At 58.9% G+C, this 23,718-nt stretch carries 17 protein-coding genes; 13 read left to right on the top strand and 4 right to left on the bottom strand.

Annotated elements, in window-relative coordinates:
• Positions 1 to 3 precede the first annotated feature (3 nt).
• Genes EM858_RS10015 through EM858_RS10005 form a run of 3 tightly spaced genes read left to right on the top strand, consistent with a single transcriptional unit; the run spans position 4 to position 4,355 of the window.
• On the top strand, positions 4 to 912 hold the full coding sequence (locus EM858_RS10015; RefSeq protein WP_003504856.1) for an amino acid--[acyl-carrier-protein] ligase: 909 nt from the start codon (positions 4 to 6) through the stop codon (positions 910 to 912).
• A 6-nt stretch (positions 913 to 918) separates the two neighbouring features.
• Positions 919 to 1,902, top strand: a complete 984-nt coding sequence (locus EM858_RS10010; RefSeq protein ID WP_127756594.1) for a DUF1839 family protein — start codon at positions 919 to 921, stop codon at positions 1,900 to 1,902.
• On the top strand, positions 1,899 to 4,355 hold the full coding sequence (locus EM858_RS10005; RefSeq protein WP_127756593.1) for a glycoside hydrolase family 2 protein: 2,457 nt from the start codon (positions 1,899 to 1,901) through the stop codon (positions 4,353 to 4,355). The genes EM858_RS10010 and EM858_RS10005 overlap by 4 nt, the downstream gene beginning before the upstream one ends.
• 20 nt (positions 4,356 to 4,375) lie before the next feature.
• Here EM858_RS10005 and EM858_RS10000 read toward each other — a convergent pair whose 3' ends face one another.
• Positions 4,376 to 6,181, bottom strand: coding sequence for an alpha/beta hydrolase (locus EM858_RS10000; protein WP_205649545.1), 1,806 nt, complete (start codon positions 6,179 to 6,181; stop codon positions 4,376 to 4,378).
• Positions 6,182 to 6,525: 344 nt separating this feature from the next.
• Between EM858_RS10000 and EM858_RS09995 the strand changes: the two genes are divergently transcribed.
• The 4 genes from EM858_RS09995 (at position 6,526) to EM858_RS09980 (ending at position 12,697) form a co-directional block, all read left to right on the top strand.
• Entirely contained in the window at positions 6,526 to 9,243 is a 2,718-nt protein-coding gene (locus EM858_RS09995; protein ID WP_080815749.1) for an ABC transporter ATP-binding protein, read from the top strand.
• Positions 9,244 to 9,286: 43 nt separating this feature from the next.
• Entirely contained in the window at positions 9,287 to 9,742 is a 456-nt protein-coding gene (locus EM858_RS09990; RefSeq protein WP_003521299.1) for a cyclic nucleotide-binding domain-containing protein, read from the top strand.
• A 190-nt stretch (positions 9,743 to 9,932) separates the two neighbouring features.
• Entirely contained in the window at positions 9,933 to 10,793 is an 861-nt protein-coding gene (locus EM858_RS09985; RefSeq protein WP_127756591.1) for an MBL fold metallo-hydrolase, read from the top strand.
• A 209-nt stretch (positions 10,794 to 11,002) separates the two neighbouring features.
• Entirely contained in the window at positions 11,003 to 12,697 is a 1,695-nt protein-coding gene (locus EM858_RS09980) for an adenylate/guanylate cyclase domain-containing protein (protein WP_127756590.1), read from the top strand.
• Positions 12,698 to 12,731: 34 nt separating this feature from the next.
• On the opposite strand, the gene EM858_RS09975 is transcribed toward EM858_RS09980, so the two are convergent.
• Together EM858_RS09975 and EM858_RS09970 are read right to left on the bottom strand one after the other, a co-directional pair.
• Positions 12,732 to 13,214 carry a class I SAM-dependent methyltransferase gene (locus tag EM858_RS09975; protein ID WP_127756589.1) on the bottom strand — a complete coding sequence of 161 codons (483 nt, stop codon included), beginning with the start codon at positions 13,212 to 13,214 and terminating at the stop codon, positions 12,732 to 12,734.
• Positions 13,215 to 13,218: 4 nt separating this feature from the next.
• Positions 13,219 to 14,559: a nucleotide sugar dehydrogenase gene (locus EM858_RS09970; RefSeq protein WP_164865386.1), complete on the bottom strand. Its 1,341-nt coding sequence runs from the start codon at positions 14,557 to 14,559 to the stop codon at positions 13,219 to 13,221.
• A gap of 127 nt (positions 14,560 to 14,686) precedes the next feature.
• Between EM858_RS09970 and EM858_RS09965 the strand changes: the two genes are divergently transcribed.
• On the top strand, positions 14,687 to 15,784 hold the full coding sequence (locus EM858_RS09965) for a glycosyltransferase family 4 protein (protein WP_127756588.1): 1,098 nt from the start codon (positions 14,687 to 14,689) through the stop codon (positions 15,782 to 15,784).
• Positions 15,781 to 16,524, top strand: a complete 744-nt coding sequence (locus EM858_RS09960) for a polysaccharide deacetylase family protein (protein ID WP_127756587.1) — start codon at positions 15,781 to 15,783, stop codon at positions 16,522 to 16,524. Before EM858_RS09965 ends, EM858_RS09960 begins: the two co-directional genes overlap by 4 nt.
• On the opposite strand, the gene EM858_RS09955 is transcribed toward EM858_RS09960, so the two are convergent.
• A complete protein-coding gene (locus tag EM858_RS09955) occupies positions 16,516 to 17,478 on the bottom strand; it encodes a glycosyltransferase (protein ID WP_164865385.1) in 963 nt (320 codons plus the stop codon). The genes EM858_RS09960 and EM858_RS09955 overlap by 9 nt on opposite strands.
• Before the next feature lie 211 nt (positions 17,479 to 17,689).
• Here EM858_RS09955 and EM858_RS09950 point away from each other — a divergent pair, with 211 nt between their 5' ends.
• The 4 genes from EM858_RS09950 to EM858_RS09935 are packed head-to-tail and all read left to right on the top strand — an operon-like array spanning position 17,690 to position 23,652.
• Positions 17,690 to 19,582 (top strand): ABC transporter ATP-binding protein, encoded by a 1,893-nt coding sequence (locus EM858_RS09950; protein WP_127756586.1) that lies wholly within the window; start codon positions 17,690 to 17,692, stop codon positions 19,580 to 19,582.
• Positions 19,579 to 21,480: an ABC transporter substrate-binding protein gene (locus EM858_RS09945; RefSeq protein ID WP_127756585.1), complete on the top strand. Its 1,902-nt coding sequence runs from the start codon at positions 19,579 to 19,581 to the stop codon at positions 21,478 to 21,480. The genes EM858_RS09950 and EM858_RS09945 overlap by 4 nt, the downstream gene beginning before the upstream one ends.
• 1 nt (position 21,481) lies before the next feature.
• A complete protein-coding gene (locus tag EM858_RS09940; protein ID WP_003521288.1) occupies positions 21,482 to 22,480 on the top strand; it encodes an ABC transporter permease in 999 nt (332 codons plus the stop codon).
• Positions 22,477 to 23,652, top strand: coding sequence for an ABC transporter permease (locus EM858_RS09935; protein WP_127756584.1), 1,176 nt, complete (start codon positions 22,477 to 22,479; stop codon positions 23,650 to 23,652). Before EM858_RS09940 ends, EM858_RS09935 begins: the two co-directional genes overlap by 4 nt.
• The last annotated feature ends 66 nt before the right edge of the window (positions 23,653 to 23,718 follow it).

Raw genomic sequence — 23,718 nt, 5'->3', positions numbered from 1 at the left:
ACCATGGACATGCAAACATCGTTTCTCGATCGACTGTTCGAAGAAGGCCTGCTGATTGAAACCGGTGTGGACGGTCTTTATGGACGCAGCGGGCAGTTCGAGGATGTCATTGCCGCATTCGAGCGGCTGATCGACCGCACGGGCGGAGCTGACGGCGCCGAAGCGATCCGTTTTCCGCCCGGCATCAACCGCGCCTATTTCGAAAAGAGCGGTTATATGAAGAGCTTCCCGCAGCTTGCCGGCACGGTCCATTCCTTCTGCGGCTGCGAGCTTGACCATGTCAGCCTGCTGAAAACCATGGATGAGGGCGGTGACTGGACCAAGGACCAGAAAGCGACAGACATCGTGCTGACGCCGGCGGCCTGCTACCCGCTTTATCCGACGATTGCCAAGCGCGGCGCGCTACCTGCCGGCGGCGGTCTCTATGACATCCAGTCCTATTGTTTCCGTCATGAACCCTCCAAGGACCCGGCCCGCCAGCAGCTTTTCCGCATGCGCGAATATGTTTGCATGGGCACCGAGTCCGACGTCACCGAATTCCGCCAGACCTGGATGGATCGCGGCGTGGAGATGATGAAAGCGGTCGGGCTCGACGTCACCATCGATGTCGCCAACGATCCCTTCTTCGGCCGCGCCGGTAAAATGCTCGCCAACAACCAGCGCGACCAGAATCTGAAATTCGAACTCCTGATCCCGGTCACATCCACGACCAGCCCGACGGCCTGCATGAGCTTCAACTACCATCAGGATGCCTTCGGCCAGAAATGGGGCCTCAACCTCGACAATGGCGATGTCGCCCACACAGCCTGCGTCGGTTTCGGCCTTGAGCGCATCGCGCTGGCGCTGTTTGCGCATCATGGTCTCGACGTGAAGAAATGGCCTGCGAAGGTCGTGGAAACGCTCTGGGGCTGATCATTCATGCAGCAGATTTTTCCCGGTCTCGATCCCAAAAACTATGTGCAGCATCCGCTCCATTCCTCCGAGAGAATGTGGCCGGAGACCAATTGCTATATCGATTTGTGGATCGAGGTGCTGGCCTCGAAAGGTCTGCCGCCGGAAGCCATGTTCGGTTTCACGCTCACGCAGGATTTCGAAGGCGACCAGTTCACCTTCTTCAAGGTGCCGCTGGAAGACCTCGAGGCGCTTTATGGCGTTCGCGCCACCGAACTTGCGATCTTCGACAGCGTGGAAAGCCACATCGAGGCGCAACTCGCACGCGGCCGCATCTGCCTGATCGAGATGGACAGCTTCTATATGCCGGATACCCATGGGGTGGGCTACCGGAAGGAACACGGCAAGACCACCATCGCCATCAACCGGCTCGACCTCGCGAAGCGCGAACTCGACTATTTCCATAACGCCGGCTTCTTCCACCTTTCAGGCGAAGATTTTGACGGCCTGTTCCAGCATCATCTGGCCGAGACCGACCCGCCTTTCCTGCCCTATACCGAATTTGCGAAATTCGCGGACAGCAGCCCCTCGCCCGCACATATTCGCAAGACGGCCGAACGGCTCCTGAAGTTTCATTTTTCCAGACGGCCCTCCGCCAACCCGGTCCGTGCTTTTGCCGGCGTTTTTCCGGCGCAGGTGGAAAAGGTCGCTGACCGACCCTTCGGCTTTTTCCACAAATATGCCTTCAACACGCTGCGCCAGCTCGGCGCCAATTTCGAACTGGCGGCAAGCCACTTCGAATGGCTGGACGCGGACGGTTTTTCTGAAGCAAGAGACCACGCGCTCAAGATTTCCGAGGTTGCCAAGACCGTGCAGTTCCAGCTTGCCCGCGCCGTCACCCGCCGCAAATTTGATGCACTGGCCACCGTGCTCGATCCAGCAGCGGATGCATGGGATGGCGTGATGGAAGCGCTTGCGACTAAACTCACTGATGCCAGCGAGGCCGCGTGAGGACTTATCTTCCCGGCGAAAGCGAGGAATTGCTGAGCGAAGGCTGGACGCTGACGCTGACGCCCGCCGATGCCTGTGAGACACCGTCCGATATTCCCGCATCGCTTGAAAGCCTTCACGTCTCCGTTCCCGGCACCGTGGCGCAGGCTCTGGAAGCGGCCGGAAAATTCGACCGCCTTGCCCCGGCGCCCCTCAATGACAGGGATGCCTGGTATCGGCTGACGATGATTTCCGATACGCGCGAACGCGCCATACTTCGCTTCGACGGTCTCTCCACCATTGCCGAAATCTTCTTCAACGGCGACCTGATCGCCGCGAGCCAGAGCATGTTCGAAAGGCTGGAAGTGCCTGTCGAACTCACGGGCGCGGACGAGCTTTCGGTCTGCTTCCGGGCGCTTGCGCCGAGACTTGAAAAAACCGGTCCCCGCGCCCGCTGGCGACCGCAGATGATGAATACCCAGGGTTTGCGACTGATCCGCACCACCGCACTCGGTTACATGCCCGGCTGGTGCCCGGAAATCCACGCCGCCGGTCCATGGCGACCCATCAGTCTGATCAAACAGGAAGCGGTGCTCTGCACACTCCGGTCTTCGCTGGACGAGGCAGGAACGGGAACGGTCGCCATCGCGCTGGAAACCAACCGGCCCATAAAATCGGCGCGGCTTGGCTGCGCGGGTTATGGCGCCGATCTTTCCAGGGATGAGAACGGCAAGTTTTCGGGCGAGCTCCACATACCCGAAGTCGAACCATGGTGGCCGCACACCCATGGCAGACCTGCGCTGCACGACACGCTTTTGGAACTGGACGGCGAACAACATAGGCTGGGCCGTACCGGCTTCCGGCGGGTCGAGATCGATCATGGCGAAGACGGTAACGGTTTCGGCCTCAAGGTGAACGGTCAGCCCGTCTTCTGCCGCGGCGCGGTCTGGACGACGGCCGATATTGTGCGCCTGCCGGGAACAACGGCGGACTACGAGCCATGGCTTAGAAAAGCAGCGGAAGCCGGCATGAACATGATCCGCATCGGCGGCACCATGGCTTATGAGACGCCGGAATTTTTCGCACTTTGCGACGAACTCGGCATCATGGTCTGGCAGGACGCCATGCTCGCCAATTTCGATTACCCGGCAAAGGACGAGAGCCTGCGCCAGCATATCGTCACGGAAATCTCGCAGTTCCTCGAAGCCACCGCGCTTTCTCCATCGCTCACCGTCTTCTGCGGCGGCAGTGAGATGTACCAGCAGGGCGCGATGCTCGGTCTGCCGGAACAGATATGGAAGGGAACGCTTACCGAGGAGGTTTTGCCGGAACTCCTTGCCGAGAAACGCCCGGACGCAGCCTATGTCGCCAATTCCCCCTCCGGCGGCGCATTGCCCTTTTTTCCCAACGTCGGGGTCGGCCATTATTACGGCGTGGGCGCCTATTGCCGCCCGCTGGAAGATGCGCGCCGCGCCGATCTGCGCTTCGCCGCCGAGTGCCTCGCCTTCGCCAATATTCCCGAACAGGAAACGCTGGACAGATATCTAACCGGCGTGGCCGTGCACGATCCGCGATGGAAGGCAAGCGCACCGCGGGATCGCGGAGCATCCTGGGATTTCGAGGATGTTCGCGACCATTATCTGAACCTGCTCTACGACGTCGAACCTGATGTTCTGCGTCGCGAAGACGGCGGCCTTTATCTCGACATGTCCCGGGCCGCCACGGCCGAGGTCATGGAGGCGACTTTCGCCGAATGGCGGCGTAGCGGTTCCTCCTGTCAGGGCGCTCTGGTCTGGACCCTGCAGGATCTCGTTCCCGGCGCAGGCTGGGGTATCATCGATGCCACTGGCCGGCCCAAATCCATCTGGCATGCCCTGAAAAGGGCGTTCCGCCCCATTCAGGTTACTTTTTCCGATGAGGGCACGAACGGGCTGGATATCCATCTCGTCAACGAGACCGGCGGCGGCCTCGAAGCCATGCTGGAACTGACCTGCCTGCGCGAAGGTGTGCAACCCGTCGTCCACGCCAAACGACCGCTCACGCTTTCGCCGCGACAGAGCCAGATCATTGCCGCAACAGATTTGTTCGGCGCCTTTTTCGATACGACCTATGCCTATCGTTTCGGCCCTCCGTCCCATGATGTAACGGTCGCCCGGCTTCGCGACGTTACGACAGGACACGTCATCGCCGACGCATTCCATTTCCCTCTCGGCCGTAAAAAGGCGCTGCACGCCGCAAACCTTCAGGCCACGATCAGTGAAACGAGCGGCAACTGGTCTCTTGAAATCGGCACGGACCGGCTGGCGCAGTCCGTCCATGTCGAGGTGCAGGGTTATTGCGCCTCGGAAAACTGGTTCCATCTCGGCCCCGGCGAAACCAGAAAAATCAGCCTCCTGCCGGAAACCCCGGCAACGGAAGCTCCTCCTTCCGGAGAGGTCGTGTCACTGGGTTCCAGCCGGCGATTTTCCTTCTAAGGCATGACGGCCAGGCATTTTTACCGCAAATGCTCGAGAGCCAGCTGCTTCACCGCGTCGATATAGATTTGTCTGGCTTCCGGCGTTGAAAGATTGTGATCGGCGTCGGGAATAATGGTCAGCGACACGTTCTTATAGGCGGCCAGTCCTTCGCCATTGGCGTCAAAGTAATATTGGAAGTGCTCCAGACCATCGTCGTTGTCGCTGTAGAGCAGATGAACGGCGGTATCATTCGCTTTCAATTTGTCGAACGCGCCATAGACGGCACGCCCTTCCTCGCTGCCCCTGCGGAACAGCCTCGCCGTTTTTGTCGAAAGCCTCTTGATCGTCGCCTTGACGATGTTCAGCCCCGCACTTGCCACATCGACATCGCCGCTGATGAGACGCTTGAATGTCGCGCCCTGTCGGAAGCGCTGGCTGTATTCGCCGAAGGAACGCGGGCGTTTATGCAGCGCCTCATCCACCGAGCGGCCTTTGCGCCAATGGAAGACGACCGGATTGACCGCGACCACCGCACCGATCCGCTCATCGGCGATTGCGCCGTTGAAGGCGAGATAAGCACCGCTGCACCTGCCCGCCGCAATGAAAGGCCCCTTGCCACGCTTGCCGAGAAAATCGAGCGCGGCAGCCACGTCGTCATTCTGCGCGGCATCGTAAAGAACCTGCTCGGGCACGTTTTTGACCGGAGGGCTGTCGGCAATATTGGCCGCGTCGAAGCGAAGCGATGCCACCCCCTCGCGCGCCAATGTACGGGCCATCTGTACGGAAAGCCTGCCCCAGCCCGCATGCCGGTCATAGGCGGCGCCAAGCAGAAGAACCGAAGAAACCGCCTCCCGATCATCCGGCCCGCAAAAAATACCAAAAAGCCGTCCGCCGTCTCCAAATTGCACCGGCTGCTCGACAAAACCGCGTCCACGCTGCGGGGCATTGACTGTGAAATCCTCCTGGGGGGGCACCGCACCCTCGGCATGGGTCTGGGAGAGCACCCAGTCGACCAGCCGGTTGACCACACCGTCGGATATTTTCGAGAGCGTAGGGCTGGAGACGAGATCGTCGTAACCGGAAAACTCCGCCTCCTCCACCGCACCGCCGATCGCAACGAGATGCCTGGCGAAATCGGCATCGGTTACGCGGCCCGGTCGAGAGAGCGCCAGAATGGTGCGCGCCGGAGCAGCAGTCAGATTTGAAAGATTGGCCTTCCTGATCGCATCCGCAACACCGGCAGGCATGGCCATGCCGGCAATCGATCCTGCCTCCGCCATCCGTTGCGCGGGCCGAAGACCGAGGCCATCGTCGATCATGGAGGACCACATCGCCAGCTCACGCAGATAGGCGCGGCCGGAAACGACAGGCGCCAGAAGCGCCATGGAACCCACTTCGGCCTCATCGGCAAACGCCTGTGCAGCAATCAGGCAGCCGAGGCCCTGAGCGACAACGACCACTTCGGCGCAGCCGGAAAGACGCTTCAGACAGTTGAGCGCCGCGCGCGCGTCGGAAATCCAGTCCGCAGCGCGGCCAGCATCATCAGGGTCGAAGGCGTCACCCGCGCCCAGATAGTCGAATCGCAGGTTGGCGACACCGCAAGCGGCCAGCCGCTCGGCCAGTACCCGTTGAAACTTGCGGCTACACAGCTCCTCCATGCCCCATGGGCTGACGAAAAGAACGGCATGGCGCTGTCTGACGTCCTTGCGCGCCGGATGGAAAATCCCGGTTAGCCCATCAAAAGAGACCGGATGCGCAACCGCCCCATTCGAGGCAATGCCGGAAAGCGACAATGCATCAAGAGACGGATCGCTGCCTGTACGCTCTGAAATATCTATCGCCATCGACCTTGCCATCATTGCGCCAGTGTCTGGCTCAACCATTACGGGATCATTGTATCGAAGCGTCTTACCGCCTGATCTACAATAAAAACAACAACATTAGAGAAGTCTAAAAATATAGTCGCATTTATATCCATTGCCGCCCGCACGTTGCAAAAACAAACGCCGGGGTGACGGAGAAGTCCCGGCGGGGCCGCTATTTTGCTCGAAACCGCTTGAATATACTGATAAATAGCGAGTCCCATACCTATTTGCAGGAGGAGGTTGCGCCACCCGGCCACCGGATCGTCTAGACACCGCGCAAACCAACACACCGGGCCACGCCCGGCAGTTCATAGAAGTTTTATATGGAACAAAGCCTTACGCGTTATATCTGGTCGCACACGAGGCGGCAGCAGCTTTTCATTCTGCTGATCGTGGCCCTGTCGATGATCCCCTATTTCCTCGCCTTCGATCTGCCCAAGCAGATCGTCAACGGCCCAATTCAGGGGGATGGTTTCGAAGGGGCGAATGCGACGCAGCTTTTCATGCATCTCACGGTCGATATTCCCTATTGGGGCACCGTGACGTTATTTCCCGGGCTCGAGCTCAACCGCATGTCGATGCTGATGGCGCTCAGCCTGACGTTCCTTGCGCTTGTCATCATCAACGGGCTCTTCAAATATTACATCAATACCTACAAGGGCCGCCTTGGCGAGCGCCTTCTGCGGCGCATCCGTTTCGAGCTCATCGACAAGATTCTGCGGTTCCCACCCTCCCATTTCAAGCGGGTCAAAGGTGCGGAAATCTCCAGCATGGTGAAGGACGAGGTGGAGCCCCTCGGCGGCTTTACCGGCGACGCCTTCGTGCAGCCGGCCCTTCTCGGCGGCCAGGCGCTCTCCGCGCTTTTCTTCATTCTCGTGCAGAATTTCTGGCTGGGCCTGATCGCGGCTTTCATGGCCGCCATACAGGTAGGCATCATTCCCAAAATGCGCCGCCGCCTTATCGAGCTTGGCCGCCAGCGGCAGCTGAGCGCCCGCCAGCTTGCCGGACGCATCGGCGAAATGGTTGACGGTATCGGCACCATCCATGCCTATGACACGTCCAACTACGAGCGCGCGGATGCCTCGCACCGGCTCGGCGACATCTTCAAGATCCGCTACGATCTCTACCAGTGGAAGTTTCTGGTCAAATTCATCAATAACTTCCTCGCACAGCTCACTCCCTTCTTCTTTTATGCGCTCGGCGGTTATCTCACGCTGAAGGGCAGCCTCGATGTCGGGCAGCTGGTCGCCGTCATCAATGCCTATAAGGAACTGCCCGGACCGCTGAAGGAACTGATCGACTGGGATCAGGCACGTCAGGACGTGCAGGTGAAGTACGAGCAGGTCTTCGAGCAGTTCGATGCGCCGAACATGATCGATGAGAAGGTGCAAAAACTGTCTCCCGGCGCAGTCGCGGCGATCAGCGCCCCGATCGTTGTCGCCAATCTGACGCTGGAGGACGATAGCGGCAGCCGGCTTCTGGAACAGGCGTCGCTGAAGGTCGAGCCGGGCGAGGTGATCGCCATCGTCGGCGGCTCGGGCGCCGAGGCGCTGGCGGACGCGATCGGCCGCACGCTCTGGCCGACCTCCGGCAAGATCAGCATCAACGACGTCGACATATTGGAACTGCCGGAATCGATGACCGGACGGCGCATTTCCTATGTGTCCTCGGACAGCTATTTCTTCCACGCCAGCCTGAAAGACAATCTGCTTTACGGCCTCAAACACGCCCCGCTTGCGGACAGGGACTATGAGGGGGCGGCGCTGGAACATCGCAAGTGGGAAATCCGCGAAGCCAAGATGGCGGGCAATCCGCTGATCGATATCAATAGCGAATGGATCGATTACGCTTCGAGCCCGGCTGGCGACGGCAGGCCGGAAAATCTCATCCAGGCCATTCTGGCCGTCCTCGACAGCGTGGAACTGTCGCAGGATATTCTGGAGTTTGCGCTGCGTTCGTCGATCGACCCTTTGACCGACCTGCATCTTGCCGCCCGCATCGTGGAACTGCGGCATGTGCTGCGTGCGGAGCTCGAAAAGGAAAATCTGAGCGGTCTCATCGCGCCCTTTGAACTGGAGAGCTATAACAGCGAGGCGACGGTGGGCGAAAACCTGCTGTTCGGCACCATGCGCGATTCTTCCCAGACGATCCGAACCGTCATCGAAAGCGACTATTTCCGTTCGCTGATGCGCGAAACCGGCCTCGTGAAAACCCTGTTCGAGATGGGTTACACGATTGCCGAAAACATCGTGGAAATCTTCGCCGACCTGCCGGGAGACCACCCCTTCTTCCAGCAGCTCACCTTCATGACGCCCGATGACATTCCGGTCTATCAGCAAATGCTGCAACGCCTTCAGAGCCGGAGTTTCGACGAGGCCAATGAAAGCGAAAAGCGCGCAATGCTGCGGCTCAGCTTCTTCTACATCGAGCCTCGCCAGCGTTTCGGCCTGCTGTCGCCGGAGATCATGAACCGGATCGTCGAAGTCCGGCACATGTTCCATGAGAACCTGCCCGACAGCCTGAAAAACGTGATCGAAATCTACGATCCGACCAAATATATGAGCGCCACCAGCCTGCTGGACAATATCCTGTTCGGCAAGGTCAGCCATCGCTACACCGACGCCTCGCGGCGCATCACCCGCATCGTCGCCGATGTCATGCGCAAGCAGGGCGTCTATGAGCGCGTGCTGGCCGTGGGCCTGGACTTCAACCTCGGCGCCGGCGGCAAGCGGCTTGGCCCGCTCCAGCGCCAGAAGCTCAATCTCGCGCGGGCGCTGATCCGCAAATCCGATTATTACGTCTTCAATCGGCCTCTTCCCGGCCTCGATCCCCGACAGCAGGAGGAAATTGTCGAGCGGGTCATCACACTCCTGAAACAGAATAACAATAACCCGTCGATCATATGGGTCCTGTCGAATGCGACGCTCTCCCGCATGTTCGAGCGGGTGATCGTTGTTCATCAGGGCCTGATCACCGCCGACGGAAGTTACGAGACTCTCGCCGAGGAAAACGGTACATTCAAGGATATGGTCGCAACATAAATCCAAGAAGGTGACCGAGGTGGAACAAGAACAGGGTAAGTCAATGCTGTTTAAAGACGAAATTCAGATGCTGAAAAGGGTGCCGTTTTTTTCGGAAATGGAACCGTCAAAGCTCAAACTACTGGCATTCGCATCCGACCGGGTGTCCTATCATGCTGGCGACGTGCTGTTTCATCAGGGAGATGTCGGCGATGCCGCCTATGTCGTCTTGACCGGAAAAGTCGATGTTCTGGTCGATTCCCCTTCGGGCACGCTGAAAGTGGCCGAAATGACCGGCAACGCCATTGTCGGCGAAATCGCTATCCTTTGCGATAGCGTCAGAACCGCGACCGTTCGCGCCTCCACCAATGTGGAAGCCCTGCGCATCGGCAAGGAACAGTTCTTCAAGCTCATGTCCGATTTCCCCGACATCACGATCAAGGTCATGCGCGTTCTGGCCGAACGCCTTACCCAGACGACGGCGGAACTGAGCAAAGCGCGGGCGGGCGCCCGGACATAAACGACAATTCCTTGCTACCGTGAATGGCGATATTGGAAAAATAAATGTCGTACTATTGCAATATAAATGAAATGCTGACTGAATAAGGGGTAAAGGCGTCCGCCAGAAACGAGCGGATATAAGAATCTATAGAGACAACGGGCTTCATGGGAGGAAAGCGTGCAAGATTCCGTTGTTATTGGGGTGTGTCATGGCGTTCGATTCCGACACAGCAAGTCGGGAAAGTAATAGAAATTTTCGGGTAAAGATCTGGGGTGCGCGGGGAACGCTTCCTGTTTCAGGTGAAAACTTCCGAAAATACGGCGGAAATACCATCTGCATCGAGGTAAGATGCGGCGATCACGTTCTTTTGTTCGATGCGGGTTCGGGCTTGCATCCCGCTGGCCTTGCCCTGCGGGCGGAAGGCATTACCGACGTCAACCTGTTCTTCTCGCATTGTCATTACGACCACATTGTCGGCTTCCCCTATTTCAAGCCCTTTTATAACAGCTCCAACGATGTGGCGATCTGGTCGGGTCACCTTGCCGGCACCATGACCACCCGGGAAATGCTCAAAGACTTCATGAGCCCGCCCTGGTTCCCTGTGCCGCTGGAAATCTGCTGCGCAAAAATCGACACGCGGGACTTCATGCCCGGAGATGTGCTCGATGTGCATCCCGGCCTTTCGATCAGAACCGGAATGCTCAACCATCCCGGCAACGCCATCGGATATCGGCTGGACTGGGAAGGAAAATCCCTCGCCATCATCACCGATACCGAACATGAGCCGGGCAGCATCGATAAAACCGTGCTCGACCTGATCAGGGACGTCGACCTTTTCCTTTATGACGCCATGTTCACCGATGAAGAAATGAGCCTTTATCGCGGCTATGGCCACTCGTCCTGGCAACAGGCGATCCGCCTTGCCAAACGCGCCGGCGCAAAAAATGTCGGCTTCATCCACCACGCCCCAAGCCGCAGCGACGAAGAACTGGACAATATCGAAAAACAGGCGAAAGCCCAGTTCAGTGGGGCCTTCGCGGCCATGGACGGCCAGATCATCGAACTCTGACGCAATCTGGCTCCGGCGAGGTCGACCTGTCCGACCGCTTTTTTGAAACCCTGATTTCGACATCCCTTGCCATACGGGTGTTCGAACACGCACAATTGACCGTTTCCGATCCATTGCTCCACGATATTGCCACGAGACAGCCTGCAATAAGAGTGCCACCACATACTACATGATGATTCTGCGCTGAATGACCACATGATGGGATTTGCATGATCCGTTTCTTTTCGGAGACCAATTTGAGACGCGCCCGGATTTTATCCGGCCTCATCATATTTGCTTTCGTATTTTCCCATCTTTTCAATCACTCCCTCGCACTCATCTCCATCGATACCGCCGAACGGGCGCGAAAATGGTTCAGCCTGATCTGGCTCAATCCCGTCAGCAGCCTGCTTTTTTACGGTTCGGTTCTGGTGCATGTCTGTCTTGTTCTGCGCTCGCTTTATCTGCGCAGAACGCTGCGCATGCCGCTCCGCGAAGCGCTTCAGGTCATCTTCGGCCTGTCGATCCCGTTCCTGATCGTCGGCCACGCCGTCAATATCCGCGTGTCGCACATGCTTTATGGCATTGATGTCGGCTATTATTCCGTCATCCGCAGGCTGTGGATCAACAACCCGATACAGGGCGCCTGGCAAAGCCTCGCCTTGATCGTGATCTGGGTCCACGGATGCATTGGCCTCTATTTCTGGCTGCGTTACCGGGACTGGTATCCGCGGATAGCCGGGTTGTTCATGACGGTGGCCGTGATGCTGCCGCTCCTGGCGCTGCTGGGCTTCAGCGATGCCGGCCGCTGGCTGGCGGAAATCGATGAAAAATACGCGCTTCCGCCCGGACTTGCCGACAATACTATCCAAAAGGACGAGCTGCCTCTGCAGCGGGAAATGGAAACACAGATCCGTTTCATCACCGGCACAGCGGAGACGTTGTTCGTCGGCGCGGTAATGCTGGTTTTCGCCATGCGTGGCGTACGCAGCTTTCGACAACGATTGACGGCGATCGAAATCCGCTATGAACATGGCGCGCAGGCACATGTGCCGGCCGGGCTCAGCATTCTGGAAGCGAGCCGCCTTACAGGAATTCCGCATTACTCCGTCTGCGGCGGCAAGGGGCGCTGCTCAACCTGTCGGGTCAAGGTTCTGAACAGCAAAGGCCCGCTGCCGCCACCAGGAGACATCGAACAAACGACATTGAGGCGCATCCATGCCGATTCGGATGTCCGGCTCGGCTGCCAGCTACGCCCCACCAGCGATATTGATATCGCGCTTCTCGTTTCGCCGCCCCAGCAGAGCGACCTGCCGGCCGATGCACAACCGGCCCGACCCGGCCGGGAAGAAGAAATCGCCATTCTCTTTTGCGATCTGCGCAACTTCACCACGCTTTCCGAAGCGAAGCTGCCCTATGATGTCGTCTTCCTTCTGAACCGCTATTTCACCATCGTCGGCCAGGCCGTAGAGCAGGCGGGAGGCCATCTCGACAAATTCATCGGCGATGGCGCCATGGCGCTTTTCGGACTTGGCGAGGACGCGGAGCATGCCTGCCGCAACGCCATGAAGGCAGCCGCGACCATATTGCGGGATATCGCAATCCTGAACGAGGGGCTGGAGAAACAATTCGCCGTCCGCCTGGAAGTCGTCGTCGGCATTCATTCCGGTCCGAGCATCGTCGGCGTCATGGGATATGGCGCGGCCAAAACCCTGACGGCCATCGGCGATACCGTCAACGTGGCAAGCAGGCTCGAATCCAAGGCCAAGGAATTCGGCGCAGCCATCGTTGTTTCCGAACCGGCCATCATTCAGGCGGGACAGGAGATTGCCGATCTCAGAAGCGAAGAAATCGCCATTCGCGGCCGCAACTCGCAAATGAAAGTCTTCCTGCTCTCGAAAGAAGAGAGCGAGCGGTATTTATGAGATAGCCCCGACACACCTGTCGGGGCGTCCAATCTCAAATCTTGCGATAGAGAAAATAACGGTCCGTCGGCACGCTTGCCGGCACCGGCAGCGGCTTCAGCATGGGATGATCCAGAGGCAGGCCGCTGACCGCGAGACCGCCTTTCGCCAGCATGCCCGCCGCAAGATCGGGCAACCATGTGAGGGTGACCGCATCCATTTCCGGATAACCCGTGCCGATATCGGCATGCACGAACGCCGCTTCCGTGCCGATGAAAGCCGGAGCGGTCTGCGATATCTCACCGATCACCAGATCCTCCTGCGCCGGAACGGAGGAGGCATGCGCACCCATGGCCCTGTCGAAAGCGATGATGCGGCGGTTGGGGAACAGCTCCCGCAGGTGATTGAAGGTGCGCCCGTTGCCAAGGCCGATTTCCATAAGCGCGCCTTCAGCCGGCAGATCGAGATCGGCTGCAACATGGTTGAGGATATCCCGCTGCGCGGTCAGCCGGCGAATGAAACTATCGAGTCTGCTCATGTTATCAGGCCTTGATGATGTGTTTTGCGGCTATATCGCGACGCGCGAAAACATTGCGCGTATCGATGATAAGCGGCGCCCATTCGCTTAGAGCGGCATAATCCACATTGTCATGATCGGTCGCAACGAGAACGGCGTCGAAGGCGCCAATCGTCTGCCTGTCCCACGGCACGGATTTCATGCCCATCAGGTGGCTATATTCTCGGGTTTTCGGGATTTCGGCCACGTGGGGATCGAAATAGGCCGCATCGCCGCCACGCTCCTGAATAAGCTCGATGAGCTTCAGCGAGGGGCTTTCGCGAATATCCGGCACATTCTTTTTATAGGCGAGGCCGACGACCAGCACCTTCGAGCGGCTGAGCGCCTTGCCGGAATGAATATCGAGCGCCTCTGCAACCCGCCCGATGACGTGACGCGGCATGCCGGTATTGATCTCGCCGGCCAGTTCGATGAACCGCGTCGGCAGTTCATATTCGCGTGATTTCCAAGTGAGGTAGAAAGGGTCGATCGGTATACAATGGCCGCCAAGGCCCGGGCCGGGATAAAACGGCATGAAACCGAACGGCTTGGTCTTCGCCGCATCGATCACTTCCCAGATGTCGATACCCATCGCCTCGTAGACGACCTTGAGTTCGTTGACGAGCGCGATATTGACGGCGCGGAAGACGTTTTCGGTGATTTTCACCGCCTCGGCCGTGGCGTTTGTCGAGACGGGAACGATCTTTTTGACCACCGAACCGTAAAATGCCGCCATCAGCTTTCCGGCCGCTTCGCCATCGCCGGCGACAACCTTGGGAATGGTCGAGGTCTCGAAATCGCGATTGCCGGGATCTTCCCGTTCGGGTGAAAAGCCGATGAAGAAATCGACGCCGGAGACGAGCCCCGTGCTTTCCAGAATGGTCTTCACCACACCGTCCGTCGTGCCGGGATAGGTGGTCGATTCCAGAACCACGAGCTGTCCCTTGCGCAGATGGGCGGCAATATCGCGGCAGGTCTTTTCGACATAAGAAAGGTCCGGCTCGCGATATTTCGTAAGGGGTGTGGGCACGCAGATGGCAATGACATCGCATTCGGCCAGCCTGGAGAAATCCGAGGTGGCGACAAAGCCCTCATCCTGCCGCACACTTGCCAGCACCTCGTCCGAAACGGCCTCGATGTAGCTGCGCCCCGCTTCGATCGCGGTAATTTTACCGGGGTCGATATCGAAACCGACAACCTTGAAACCGCCCCTGGCGATCGTCATGGCAAGCGGCAGACCGACATAGCCGAGGCCGATCACCCCCGCTTTGGCGCTTTTGTTTTCAATGCTGGAAAGCAGGTTCCGGGAAATGTCTGGAGAAGTCAAAGCGTGTCACGCTCCGCGCATGTGCAAAAGATGCCTTTCAGTTGGGCAAGAATGACGGACCTGTCAAGGCTCGGCCCTTTCAAATTCCGGTTGACGCCCAAGCCACCGGCAACGCACAACCATCGCCATGAAGATCGCCTTTTATGCGCCGCTCAAATCTCCTAACCATCCCGTTCCCTCCGGCGACCGGCTGATGGCCCGCCTGTTGATGAATGCGATGACGATGGGCGGTCACGATGTTTCCGTCGCTTCGGAACTGCGCAGCTTCCTGAAACAGCCGGATGGCCCGGCAAGGGCCTTGCTCGCCGATGAGGCCGAGCGCGAAATCGAGATCGTCACACGGCGCTGGCGACGGGATGGCGTGCCGGATCTCTGGTTTTGTTACCACCCCTATTACAAGGCCCCGGACTTGCTTGGCCCGGAACTGAGCAAACGTTTCAACATCCCCTATGTCAGCGCTGAAGCGTCCTATTCGCCGAAGCGAAATGGGATGGGATGGCAGGCGGTTCAGGATGGGTTGCTGGCCGCATTGAACGCCGCCGCCACCAATATCTGCTTCACCGCGCGGGATCGTGAAGGGCTCGTGCGGGCCTCGCCCATCCTTCGCTGGGCCATGCTGCCGCCCTTCATCGATGCCGGGGCTTTTCTCGAAAACACGCCCCAGCCGACACCTGCAAGGCTCATCACCGTCGCCATGATGCGGACGGGTGACAAGCTCGACAGCTATCGCGCCCTTTCCGAAGCGCTCGCCCTGTTGCCGCAGGATCTCGACTGGACGCTGGATATCGTCGGCGACGGACCGGAACGCCCGGCCGTACAGGCCATGTTCGGCGCGTTTCCCAATCACCGTCTCGTCTGGCACGGGGAAAAAACCGCGGCCGAGATCGCAATGCTCCTTTCAAAAGCCTCTCTCTATGTCTGGCCGGGCCATGGCGAGGCCTATGGGCTTGCCTATCTCGAAGCGCAGGCTGTCGGCCTGCCCGTTGTGGCCGAAGAAGTGGCTGGCGTCCCCGAGGTGGTAAAATCCGGCGCCACAGGATTACTGACACCAGAAAATGATAGAGCCGCCTATGCCGACGCGATCAAAACCCTGCTCGGCGACGACAGACAACGCGAAGAACTGGCACGGGCGGCCCGGCAATTCGTGAGGAATGAACGGTCTCTGGAAAATGCCGCAAAAGAACTGAACCATATCCTGCTGCAAGCAAAGGCGCGAACATCATGAGTCTGGAAAAACTCGTTGCGGCACTGGACGAATGCGGGCGGCGCGGCATATCCGCCGACCTCTGGCTCCGGGACGACGATGCGGTGGAGCCGACGCCCGCGCTCGACACGTTGCTCGATCTTTGCGGCGGCTTTTCCGCTCCGGTCACGCTCGCGGTCATCCCCGAGATGACAAACGATAGGCTCGCACGCTATCTGGATGTGTCGGACATTGCCCAGGTCGCCGTGCATGGCTGGTCCCATACGAATTATGCCGGCGAGAAGGAAAAGAAACAGGAACTCGGATCGCATCGCGATCCGGCTGTCGTTCTCGATGAATTGCAATCCGGACTGGATAAACTCCACGACCTGCATGGCGGGCGTCTGGTGCCGATGCTCGTGCCGCCGTGGAACCGCATAGATGCCGGTGTCGTGAAGGCACTGGCGGGCCTCGGATATCGCGCCCTATCCGTTTTCGGCCCGGAGAAAAGCACCCTGCCGCCCTGCCTGAACACCCATGTCGATGTGATCGACTGGCACGGCAGCCGCGGTGGCCGCGACGACGACGTGCTCTTCGCGGAGACCGCCGCCCGCATATTGAGTGCCGCCGAAAACGGCACCACCACTGGCATCCTCACCCACCATCTCGTGCATGACGACAATGTCTGGCGCTTTCTGAGACGGCTTTTCGAGGTGACGGCCGAACATCCCGCCGCCCGCTGGCGTTCTTCGAAAGACCTCGTCGACGAAATCTCACCATGATTTCCAGGCGATCAGCAACCCGCTCGCCTCAGTGGAAAGTTTCCGCCTGACCGCTTCCACCGTTTCAAAGGGCGCGCGGTCGGGAAGGGACGCGGCAACGAACCCCGCTGGCGCAAGGCTGATGCTCCCCGCCCGGGCGATGATGGTGAAGATCAAAGGGCCGGTCGACCACCAGGCGGGCGCGCGCGGCATGTCTTCGATAATACCGGGAAAGGCTTCCAGCATCCTGCTGAAAACCGGATGTCCGGCAGGCGTAGCGATGAAGGAATTGGCAAGCAGCATGCTGCCCTGCCCCGTGTCCCGTGGCGTTTTTTCGTCAAACACCGTCAGCCCCGCCAGCGGCAGGAATGTATCGAAACTCACATCGTCCCGCGCCGGATACCAGTCGCAATCGAGATAGATGCCGCCAAACCGCTCCAGCAGCATATAACGGGCCACATCCACCGCGCCCGGATAATCGCCCTTGTCCAGCATGGTTTTGAAGACGCCGTTCGAAAACACGCCTTCCCGCTCAAGATCGGCCTCCCGCCAGAGCCGATAGTCGTAACCATGGTTCGAAGCGTGGGCGGCCCATGCCTTAACCGAGACCGGCGGTGCTTTTTCCCCGATCCATATCTGGTGGATGAGCCTTGGCACATCCTCACGGCTTTTGAGGCTGATCGTGCGACGTTCTTCCGTGGAAAACCGCGCATATTTCTCCAGCACCTGCGGGGGTGGAACAAGCGTATATTGATAACCGATCTTGGCGACCATATCGCCCTCGGCCTTGGCGAGGCGCAGCCGTGCCGCATGCAGCCGGCGCGGCAGGCCGAGCACTGTTTTTTCACCCATCAGGTGGCCGTCCTTTGCTGCAACCAGCGATAACAGAAGCGCATTGGCTTCCGCATACTGACCGCCATTTTGCAACTGCCGGGCCTTATCCAGCTGGGCATCGTAATATTTCTTGTCGGACATGGATCCTCATCCAGAAACGCTCGTTAACATATCGCCAAACAAAAGGCGTCAGGCAAGCCGTCGTGTTTCGGAAGCCGGCTTTGAATTCGCTAAACAATTCGATGTTTCAGAGGCATAGACAGACAACAAACCCTGCGATAACGTGGATTTAAGCCCTCCTGAGCAAATTGTCACAAGGCAACGATAAAGAGACGGCAAGGAACCCTTTGGCATGAGCGCAGGCGCAGATTTGCTCCGTATTGAAAATCTGCGGGTCTCGTTTTCTCTCATGGGCGGCACCATCGATGCCGTCAGGGGCGCGAGCCTTCGTATTCTTCCGGGAAAAGTCACTGCCCTCGTCGGCGAGTCCGGCTCCGGAAAATCCGTCATCGGCCAGACCATCATGGGCATCCATCCCAAGACGGCGCGCGTGAATGGCCGCGTGCTGTTCACCGATCCGGAAAATGCCGCAGCCGGCCCCATCGATCTGCTGCAATTGCCGAAGGACGGCCGGGAAATCCGTTCGATACGCGGAAATCGCATCGGCCTGATCTTTCAGGAGCCGATGACGTCGTTCTCGCCGCTGCACACCATCGGCAACCAGATCGACGAGGCGCTCAGGATTCACAGCATCCTGTCACCGGCCGAACGTGCGGAAAAAATGCATGAAACGCTCGACCTCGTGGGGTTTTCCAAACCCAAGAAGGTCGTGAACATGTATCCCTTCGAGCTGTCGGGCGGCATGCGCCAGCGCGCGATGATTGCCATGGCGCTGATCTGTCGTCCCGCACTTCTGATCGCCGACGAGCCGACCACGGCGCTGGATGTGACCATACAGGCGCAAATCCTCAAGCTGCTGCGCGACCTCCAGAGCCGTCTGAACATGAGCATGCTGCTCATCACCCACGATCTCGGCGTGGTAGCCAATATCGCCGACGAGGTCGCCGTGATCTATCAGGGCGAGATCATGGAGGCCGGCACGGTCGACGACATTTTCAAGTCGCCGAGCCACCCCTATCTCAAGGGCCTGATGGCCGCCGTGCCGCATTTCGACATGAAGCCCGGCGAAAGGCTGAAGGCGCTTCGCGAAATCAACATTGACCACGAAAGCCTCGTCGGCAAAAAAAACGCCACAGTGAACAAGACCCCCGGCCCGCTTCTGACCGTGGACAATATCAGCAAGACGTTCACGACCCGGAAATCCAGCTGGTTCCGCAAAGGCGGCGCCAATGCCACCAAGGCGGTCAACAGCGTCAGTTTTGAAATTCGTCGCGGAGAATGCCTCGGGCTGGTGGGCGAAAGCGGCAGCGGCAAAACCACCGTCAGCAAAATCCTCATGCGCGCCGTTCGCCCTGATGAAGGCTCGGTAACCTTTCACCGGCCTGAGGGAGACATCGATGTCCTCAATGCCAGGGACGGAGACCTGAAAGAGCTGCGGTCGAAGATACAGATGGTCTTCCAGGATCCGATATCGTCGCTGTCTCCACGCATGACCGTGGGCAATATCCTGAGCGAACCACTGGAAATCCACGGACGGGGCGATGCGAAATACCGCGCGGAGAAAGTGCGCAATCTCGTCAGGGCCATCGGTCTCGGGGAAAGCGCGCTCAACCGTTACCCGCACAGTTTCTCGGGCGGACAGAGGCAGCGTATCGGCATCGCCAGGGCATTGGCGCTCGGTCCCGAACTTCTCATCTGCGACGAACCCGTTTCCGCACTCGATGTCTCCGTGCAGGCACAAATCCTCAATCTGCTGAAGGATTTGCAGCAGGATCTCGGGCTGACCTATCTCTTCATTTCGCATAATCTGGCGGTGGTGGACTATATGGCCGACCGCGTGGCGGTGATGTGCGAGGGTCGTATCGTGGAGTTGGCGCCGCGCGAAATCCTGATGCGCTCTCCGGTTCATCCCTATACGAAATCCCTGCTGGCGGCCGTGCCTTTCCCCGATCTCGACCGTCCGCTCGATTTCCGCACCATCGGCAAGATCAGCGCGACCGGCAAATTCGACTGGGGCAAACAGTTCCGCGACGAGGGCGATGGCGACATGATCTCCGCCGATCTCGGTGAAGGCCATTTCGTGCTTGCAAACGGCAATGCCGATATACGGGAGCTTCGCCCTTGATCACGCGTCGCACCACCCTTGCCCTCCTGGCCTCCGTCTTCCTGCCGGCCTATGCGCGGGCCGCCTATACCGACCCCAGCTATTTCAAGGAAAAACGGGAAAAGGGCGAATTACCCGACGTGGCGGAACGCCTGCCGAAAAACCCGCGCGTCATCGACATGAAAACGCTTGGCCGCGAGCCGGGAAAACATGGCGGCACGGTGCGTATGCTCATTGGCGGCCAGCGCGACATTCGCCTGATGCCGATCAGCAGCTATGCCCGCCTTGTCGGCTACGACGAGAAATTCGAGCTTCATCCGGATATTCTCGAAAGCTACGACGTTCAGGAAGAACGCATCTTCACCTTCAAGCTGCGCGAAGGCCACAAATGGTCCGACGGCAGCGACTTCACCTCCGAGGATTTCCGCTATTTCTGGGAGGACGTCGCCCTCAACAGGGAAATTCACAAGGGCGGTCCGCCGATCGAACTTCTGGTCAACAGCAAGCCGCCGCTTATCGAAGTCATCGACCGGCTGACGGTGCGCTACACCTGGGACGGTCCGAACCCGGATTTTCTGGCGAAGCTCGCAGCGGCCTCGCCTGCCCGGCTGTTCCTGCCCGCCGCCTATATGAAACAGTTTCACGTCAAATATCAGACTGCGGAAAAGCTCGCCAAGCTGATCAAGAAAAACAAGACGGATGACTGGAGCGGGCTGCATATCAAGATGTCGCGGCAGGTTCGGCCAGAAAATCCCGATCTGCCGACGCTGGATGCCTGGCGCAACACCACCGCGCCGCCGGCCGAGCAATTCGTCTTCGAGCGTAACCCCTATTATCACCGGGTCGACGAAAACGGCCTGCAACTGCCCTATCTCGATCGTTTTCTGCTCAACGTCACTTCGTCCGATATCATCTCGGCCAAGACGGCGTCCGGCGATAGCGATCTGCAATATTTCGGCCTCGATTTCGCCGATTACACCTTTCTGAAGGATGCCGAAAAGCGCTTTCCCCTGAAGGTGAACCTCTACAAGCGCTCTCAGGGTTCGCGCATCGCGCTGCTGCCCAACCTCAATTGTGCCGACCCGATCTGGCGCAGCGCTTTTCAGGATGTGCGCGTGCGCCGGGCGCTGTCGCTCGCGATAAACCGGCACGAAATCAACATGGTCTGCTTTTACGGGCTGGCAAAGGAAAGCGCCGATACCGTTCTGCCGGAAAGCCCGCTTTACCGGCAGGAATTTGCGGACGCCTGGAGCGCTTTCGACCAGGCGGCGGCCAACAGGCTGCTTGACGAAGCCGGTCTCGACAAGCGCGACAATGCCGGCCTTCGGCTCCTGCCGGATGGCCGCCCGGCCTATATCATCGTCGAAACGACTGGCGAAAGCACGCTCGAAACCGACGTGATGGAACTGGTGACGGATCACTGGCGACATATCGGCATTGCCGTTTCCGTCCGTCCCACCCAGCGCGATGTCTTCCGCAAGCGCGCCATGGGCGGCGAGGTGTTGATGTCGGTATGGATGGGCATGGATAACGGTGTGCCAACGCCGGACATGCTGCCTTCCGGCCTCGCGCCCACCGGCGATGACCAGCTGCAATGGCCGGTCTGGGGCGTGCACTATCTTTCCGGCGGCCGCGAGGGCAAGGAGCCCGATCTGCCGGAGGCGGCGCATCTGCTCGATCTCCTGAAAAAATGGCGCAGAAGCGTCACCGAACAGGAGCGCGAAGCCATCTGGCTGGAAATGCTGGGTATTTATACGCAGCAGGTGTTTTCCATCGGCATCGTCAACGGCGCGCTGCAACCCGTCGTTCATGTCAAACGCATGCGAAACGTGCCGGACAAGGCGCTTTTCGGTTACGAGCCCACATCCTATCTCGGCGTCTATATGCCGGATAGCTTCTGGTATGACGGAGACGCCTGATATGCTGCGGTATATTTTAAAGCGCATCCTCGTCATGATCCCCACGCTGATCCTGATTTCGATGCTGGTCTTCACCATCATCGAGCTGCCGCCGGGCGATTATTTCGAAAGTTATGTCGCCGAGCTGCGCGCCATGGGCGAGACGGCAAACCTTGCCGAAATCGAGGAGCTGCGTGTCCGCTACGGTTTCGACCAGCCGGCACCGATCCGCTATTTCCGCTGGGCGACCGGCATGCTGGTCGGTGATTTCGGTTATTCCTTCGAATATCAGCTGCCGGTCAGCGATGTGGTGGGAGACCGCCTGTGGCTGACGGTGCTCGTCTCCTTCGTCACCATCATCGTCACCTGGCTTATCGCCTTCCCGATCGGCATCTACTCCGCCACGCATAAATACAGCTGGGGCGATTACGGCCTCACCTTCCTCGGCCTGCTCGGCATCGCCATTCCCAACTTCATGCTGGCGCTGATTTTGATGTATTTCGCCAATATCTGGTTCGGTATCTCCATCGGCCATCTGATGGATCGGGAATATCTGAACCAGGCGATGAGCTGGGCGAAGTTCAAGTCGATCCTCGAACATATCTGGATCCCTGTCCTCATCATCGGAACGGCGGGCACCGCCGGTATGATCCGCCGCCTGCGCGCCAACCTGCTCGATGAATTGCAGAAACAATATGTGGTGACCGCCCGCGCCAAGGGGCTACATCCCTTCAAGGTGCTCACCAAATATCCGCTGCGCATGGCGCTGAATTTCTTCATCTCGGACATCGGCTCGATCCTGCCCGCGATCATCTCCGGCGCGGAAATCACCGCCGTCGTGCTGTCGCTCGAAACCACCGGTCCCATGCTCATCCGGGCGTTGCAGAGCCAGGACATGTATCTGGCCGGCTCGTTCCTGATGTTCCTCGCATTCCTGACGGTGATCGGCGTTCTGGTGTCGGATATCGCCCTTGCCATACTCGACCCGAGAATCCGCTTCGGAGGTGGTAACGTCAAATGACTTCATCCATTCCGAAACCCGGCGAAGCGCTGCCCCATTACGTCTCGACCGCGCCCTTCGACCCGTCGCTGATCGAACCCAACACATCCGGAATGGCGGCCTTCAGCAAGGCCTCGCAGCTGCGCCTCATGTGGTGGCAGTTCCGTCAGCACAAGATCGCGGTGTGGTCCGGCGCCTTTCTGGTGGTGCTTTATCTTTCGATCCTGATCTGCGAATTCCTCGCACCCTATAATCTCCACACCCGCAATATCGAGCATATCTACGCCCCGCCGCAGGCCATTCACCTGTTCAATGACGGAAAATTTGTCGGACCCTTCGTTTATGGCCGGGAAATGACGCTCGACATGGACAATCTGAGACGAGTCTACCGGGATGTGCCGACGGATATCCAGCCGCTGCGTTTCTTCTGCAAGGGCGACACCTATCGCTTCTGGGGCATGTTCGAGGGCAGAACCCATCTCGTCTGCCCGGCGGAGGGCGGTGAATTGTTCCTGCTCGGCACGGATCGCCTCGGCCGTGACGTGCTATCCCGCATAATATATGGCGCGCGCATTTCGCTGACCATCGGCCTTTTCGGCGTCGCCATGAGCTTCGTTCTCGGCATTGTGATCGGCGGTCTGGCGGGTTATCGCGGCGGCACATTCGATCTGATTGTCCAGCGCATCATCGAGGTCCTGCAATCCATCCCGAGCATTCCGCTCTGGCTGGCGCTTGCGGCGATCATGCCGGTGACCTGGAGCCCCATCCTCGTCTATCTCGGCATCACCATCATTCTCGGCATGCTGGACTGGACGGGCCTTGCGCGCGCCGTGCGCTCGAAACTTCTGGCGCTTCGCGAAGAAGACTATGTTTTGTCTGCACAATTAATGGGTGCCGGCACGCCGCGCATCATCGGCAGGCACCTTATTCCCGGCTTCATGTCGCACTTGATCGCATCGGCCACCCTGACGATACCGGGCATGATTCTCGGCGAAACCGCACTGAGCTTCCTCGGCCTCGGTCTCAGGCCACCGATCACAAGTTGGGGAATTCTGCTCACGGAGGCGCGCAGCGTCAGCGTCATTGCGCTATATCCATGGCTTCTCATCCCGACGATCCCGGTCGTTCTCGTCATTCTGGCCTTTAATTTCTTCGGTGACGGACTACGTGATGCTGCGGATCCCTTCAGATAAAATGGAACACCCTTTGATAAACTGCCCTTCCGCCATCGCCTTTTTTGTGAAAGGCAAAAAGAGGTG

This window comes from Agrobacterium sp. CNPSo 2736, from assembly GCF_004005385.1.
Taxonomy (GTDB): Bacteria; Pseudomonadota; Alphaproteobacteria; order Rhizobiales; family Rhizobiaceae; genus Agrobacterium; species Agrobacterium leguminum.
The sequence above is the reverse complement of the archived record's forward strand: the minus strand, read 5'-3'. Positions and strand labels throughout refer to the sequence as shown.

Coding starts and splice junctions, on each gene's coding strand:
- EM858_RS09995 (WP_080815749.1), top strand. CDS start 6,526: ATGGAACAAAGCCTTACGCGTTATATCTGGTCGCACACGAGGCGGCAG.
- EM858_RS09955 (WP_164865385.1), bottom strand. CDS start 17,478: ATGTCCGACAAGAAATATTACGATGCCCAGCTGGATAAGGCCCGGCAG.
- EM858_RS09960 (WP_127756587.1), top strand. CDS start 15,781: ATGAGTCTGGAAAAACTCGTTGCGGCACTGGACGAATGCGGGCGGCGC.
- EM858_RS09975 (WP_127756589.1), bottom strand. CDS start 13,214: ATGAGCAGACTCGATAGTTTCATTCGCCGGCTGACCGCGCAGCGGGAT.
- EM858_RS09990 (WP_003521299.1), top strand. CDS start 9,287: ATGCTGTTTAAAGACGAAATTCAGATGCTGAAAAGGGTGCCGTTTTTT.
- EM858_RS10000 (WP_205649545.1), bottom strand. CDS start 6,181: ATGGCGATAGATATTTCAGAGCGTACAGGCAGCGATCCGTCTCTTGAT.
- EM858_RS09985 (WP_127756591.1), top strand. CDS start 9,933: ATGGCGTTCGATTCCGACACAGCAAGTCGGGAAAGTAATAGAAATTTT.
- EM858_RS09980 (WP_127756590.1), top strand. CDS start 11,003: ATGATCCGTTTCTTTTCGGAGACCAATTTGAGACGCGCCCGGATTTTA.
- EM858_RS09950 (WP_127756586.1), top strand. CDS start 17,690: ATGAGCGCAGGCGCAGATTTGCTCCGTATTGAAAATCTGCGGGTCTCG.
- EM858_RS10010 (WP_127756594.1), top strand. CDS start 919: ATGCAGCAGATTTTTCCCGGTCTCGATCCCAAAAACTATGTGCAGCAT.
- EM858_RS10015 (WP_003504856.1), top strand. CDS start 4: ATGGACATGCAAACATCGTTTCTCGATCGACTGTTCGAAGAAGGCCTG.
- EM858_RS09940 (WP_003521288.1), top strand. CDS start 21,482: ATGCTGCGGTATATTTTAAAGCGCATCCTCGTCATGATCCCCACGCTG.
- EM858_RS09965 (WP_127756588.1), top strand. CDS start 14,687: ATGAAGATCGCCTTTTATGCGCCGCTCAAATCTCCTAACCATCCCGTT.
- EM858_RS09935 (WP_127756584.1), top strand. CDS start 22,477: ATGACTTCATCCATTCCGAAACCCGGCGAAGCGCTGCCCCATTACGTC.